Annotated in this window: 3 protein-coding genes; all 3 read left to right on the plus strand. The window is 73.1% G+C overall.

All coding sequences use genetic code 11. The features are described 5' to 3' along the window. Positions 1–112: 112 nt before the first annotated feature. Entirely contained in the window at positions 113–1447 is a 1335-nt protein-coding gene (locus tag OP18_RS50380) for an ATP-binding protein (protein ID WP_033367896.1), read from the plus strand. Beyond that, positions 1444–2583 (plus strand): tetratricopeptide repeat protein, encoded by a 1140-nt coding sequence (locus OP18_RS50385; protein ID WP_033367898.1) that lies wholly within the window; start codon positions 1444–1446, stop codon positions 2581–2583. The genes OP18_RS50380 and OP18_RS50385 overlap by 4 nt, the downstream gene beginning before the upstream one ends. Before the next feature lie 315 nt (positions 2584–2898). After that, on the plus strand, positions 2899–3357 hold a 459-nt coding region (locus OP18_RS50390; protein ID WP_033367900.1), incomplete at its 3' end, for a glycoside hydrolase family 11 protein.

Raw genomic sequence — 3357 nt, forward strand, 5'->3', positions numbered from 1 at the left:
GCCACCCGGTACGACAAACTCGCCGTACGCTACCAAGCCACCGTCACCATCACCGCCATCAACAAATGGCTCTAACCCCACTTACCAAACACGGCTTAGGCTTCCCGGTGCCATGAACGACGACGCGCTGATCGCCAGCTTGACCGCCGCCCTCGAGGCGCGACCCGACGACACGACGCTCCGCCTGCACGTCGGCGGTCTGCTGATCGACGCGGGCCGCGTCGCCGAGGCCATCACGCACGCCGGGCTGGTGCTGGCCGGTGACCCGGGCAACGCCGCCGCCCAGGCCCTGATGCGCCGGGCGCTCACGGCCACCGCGTCCGGTGCCGCCGAGCCGCCGGCCGCGCCGGCCGTCCCCGCCGCACACACCGGGACACCGGCCGGGTCGAAGGCCACGGAGGATCTGGAGGCGCCGGACGGCCCCGAGCCGGACGCCGACCCGCTCGCCGCCTACGAGGACGAGCTGGCCCCGATCCTGCCGGCGCGCTACGCCGGGCCCGGCGACCCACCCCGCCCCGAGCGCGTCGGCGGCCCGCCGGAGCCGGTGCGCGGCGAGGACGACCGCCGCTTCGACGTCGAGTCCTCGACGGTCCGCCTCGCCGACGTCGGCGGGATGAGCGCCGTCAAGGAGCGGCTGGAGCTGGCGTTCCTCGGTCCGATGCGCAACCCGCAGCTGCGCCGGCTGTACGGCAAGAGCCTGCGCGGCGGGCTGATGCTCTACGGTCCCCCGGGCTGCGGCAAGACGTTCCTGGCCCGGGCGCTGGCCGGCGAGCTGGGCGCGGGGTTCATGTCACTGTCCATCGTGGACGTGCTGGACATGTGGCTGGGCAACTCCGAGCGTAACCTGCACGAGCTGTTCCAGACCGCGCGGCGCAACGCGCCGTGTGTGGTGTTCCTGGACGAGGTCGACGCGCTGGGGCAGAAACGGTCGCAGCTGCACTCCAGCGCGATGCGGACCGTCAGCAACCAGTTGCTCGCCGAGCTCGACGGCGTGGAGGGCGACAACGAGGGCGTGTTCGTGCTGGCCGCGACGAACACGCCGTGGCAGGTCGACCCGGCGCTGCGCCGGCCGGGCCGGCTCGACCGGATGGTCCTGGTCCTGCCGCCGGACGCGGAGGCCCGCGCGGCGATCGTCGAGCGCAACCTGCGGGACCGCCCGATCGAGGGGATCAACCTGCCGCGGATCGTCGCGGCGACCGAGGACTTCTCCGGTGCCGACCTGACGCACCTGTGCGAGACGGCCGCCGAGTACGCGCTGGCCGACTCGCTGCGCAGCGGCACGGTGCGCATGATCGGGCAGCAGGACTTCGACCGGGCGCTGGGCGAGATACGCCCGTCGACCGGCCCGTGGTTCGCCTCGGCGCGCAACGTCGCCATGTTCGCCAACGACGGCGGCGCCTACGACGAGCTGGTCGCCTACCTCAAGCGACGGAAGCTGCTGCGGTGACCACCGCGACTCCCCCGGGTGAGCTGGCCACCCGGGTCAGCCACCTGCTGGCCGTCGGCCGGCCCGACGACGCCGTGCCGCTGGTGCTGCGGCGCCTGGCCGAGCAGCCCGACGATGTGCTCGCGCTGGTGCTGCTGGCCGTGTGTCACCAGGCGGCCGACCGCGCCGCCGACGCGCTGGAGGCCGCCGGCCGGGCCATCGCGCTCGCGCCGGACCTGGCCGTCGCGCACCGGCAGGCAGCGGCCGCGTCGATCGCCCTGGGCCGCCCCGCGGATGCCGTCCGGGCGGCCGGCACCGCCCGCGAGCTCGACCCGCACGACGCCGACACCGAGGTGGTCCTGGTCTACGCGCTGCTGGAGGCGGGCGGCACCGGCAACATCGTCGCGGCGGTGGAGGCCGCCGCCCGGGCGCGGCAGCTGGCACCGGACCGCCCGGCGGCGCACGTCGCGCAGGGCGACGCGCTGCGCAGGACGGCCCGCTTCGACGCCGCCCGGCGCTGCTACGAGCGCGCCCTCGCCATCGCGCCCGAGGACCCGATGGCCCTGTACTCGCTGGCGGAGCTGGACGCCGGGCGGGGGCGGGCGCTCAGCGCGTCGCCGGTGATGGCCGCGACCCTGGCCACCACGCCGGACGACGGGACCGTCGTGAAAACCGCCGTGCGCATCGCCCGGGGCGCGCTGTGGCTGGTCACCGACATCGCGAGCCTGCTGCTGGTGCTGACCTCGGTGGGCGCCACGGTGGCCCGCACGCAGCTGCCGGGCCCGGCCGGCACCGCCGTCGCCGTGGCGGTCGCGGCCGGCGGCATCGCGGCCGCCGCGGCGTACGTGCGGTGGCGGCTGCGGGCGCTGGCCGGCTCGACCCGCACGCTGATCCGCCAGCACATCCACCGGCCGACGTTCGCGGTGGCCGTGCTGCGGCTGGCCGTCACGGCGCTCGCCGCCGTGCTGTTCGCCGTCGACCCCGACCCGCTGGGCAACGGCGGTGTGAAGGTGTTCGCCATGCCGGCCACGACCGTGCCGTTCATCCTGCTCGTGCTGCGCGCCCGCAACTGGCTCGCCCGCGAGGTCGCCTGGCTGGCGCGCCGCGGCTGGTTCAGCGTGGTCGCCGGCCGTCGGCTCGCCGACCCGGGCCGCTGACCCGCACCGCTGACCCGGACCGCTGACCCCACCGCCGGTGCGCGGGCAGCCGACGCACCATTGCCGTGGGCCCGGCTCGGAAATATTTCGAAAATTCGAGTTTCGTATGCCACCGGAGTCCATTCTCGAAGCATTCCGCGGGCGTCGAAACAATTCCGAAAATTCTTGCCGGTCCACCAATGCCGTGCTCATAATCTCGCTAGCTCGGCATATGACGGACATCGATCCGCCAAACCGGCCGTCGACGCCTGGACCGCCACCCGGTGTCCCGTAACTGCCGAGCCACCTCGCCCCCCGCCCATCGAGGAGGAATGCGTGCACGACACACCCCCGCAACCGCGCGTCCGGTCGCGCCGGCCCCGGCGGCTACGGCTGCTCATCAGCCTGGCCGGCGCGATCGCGCTCACCACCGTCTCGGCGATCGCCGCCAACCCGGCCCATGCCGAGTCGGACCGGACCATCACGTCGAACCAGACCGGCACCCACAACGGCTACTTCTTCTCGTACTGGAAAGACAGCGGCAACGTCAACATGACGTTGGGCGCCGGCGGCAGCTACAGCGTACAGATGAACAGCATCAACAACTCCGTGGTCGGCAAGGGCTGGAACCCCGGCTCCACCACCCACACGGTCAACTACTCCGGCTCGTTCAACTGCGGTGGCAACTGCTATCTCGCGCTGTACGGCTGGACCACCAACCCGCTCATCGAGTACTACGTCGTGGAGAACTTCGGCAACTACAACCCGAGCACCGGCGCGCAGCGCCTCGGCTCG

The sequence above is a fragment of the Dactylosporangium aurantiacum genome (genome assembly GCF_000716715.1).
Lineage (GTDB): Bacteria > Actinomycetota > Actinomycetes > Mycobacteriales > Micromonosporaceae > Dactylosporangium > Dactylosporangium aurantiacum.

Bases quoted from the DNA above. Each gene is read 5' to 3' on its own strand.
- OP18_RS50380 (WP_033367896.1), top strand. From the start codon at position 113: ATGAACGACGACGCGCTGATCGCCAGCTTGACCGCCGCCCTCGAGGCG.